Origin of the sequence: Legionella londiniensis, from assembly GCF_001467825.1 — a bacterium.
Lineage (GTDB): Bacteria > Pseudomonadota > Gammaproteobacteria > Legionellales > Legionellaceae > Legionella_A > Legionella_A londiniensis.
Genome location: NZ_LNYK01000022.1, coordinates 1 through 546 on the forward strand (window position 1 = coordinate 1; position 546 = coordinate 546).

The window sequence follows — 546 nt, forward strand, 5'->3', positions numbered from 1 at the left end:
TACCCTGATACACGCCATCAGCGTTGCTGGTTTCACAAGATGGGCAATGTCCTCGATAAATTGCCCAAATCACTACTCTCCAAGGCGAAACAACAACTGCAAGCCATCTGGATGGCGCCAACCCGTGAACAAGCCTATAAGGAATTTGACCGATTTATCAGAAACTATCAAGCCAGGTATCCTAAAGCTACAGGGTGCTTGCAAAAAGACAAAGAGGATTTGTTGGCTTTTTATGATTTCCCAGCCGAACACTGGGTTCATCTGCGAACCACCAACCCGATTGAATCCACTTTCGCAAGTGTCAGGCATCGAACTTATAAATCCAAAGGGGCATTCTCGCGAACAACTATTTTGACAATGGTTTTCAAGCTATGTGACAATGCCAAAACTCATTGGCGTAAACTCCGCGGCTTCACGAAACTTGCTGAAGTGGTTCGTGGCGTAAAATTCGTCAATGGTATAAGAGAAATCAAACAAAATGGTTCAGTGGATGAGGGGAAAGCTGCCTGATCTTTTTTGACCATACACAACTTTTAACCGTAGCTC

1 protein-coding gene is annotated in these 546 nt (G+C 44.5%); it reads left to right on the top strand.

The window, feature by feature from the left end:
* Positions 1 to 510 (top strand): transposase (locus tag Llon_RS08460; protein ID WP_193391626.1); only part of this gene is annotated, 510 nt, incomplete at its 5' end.
* Between the last annotated feature and the right edge of the window lie 36 nt (positions 511 to 546).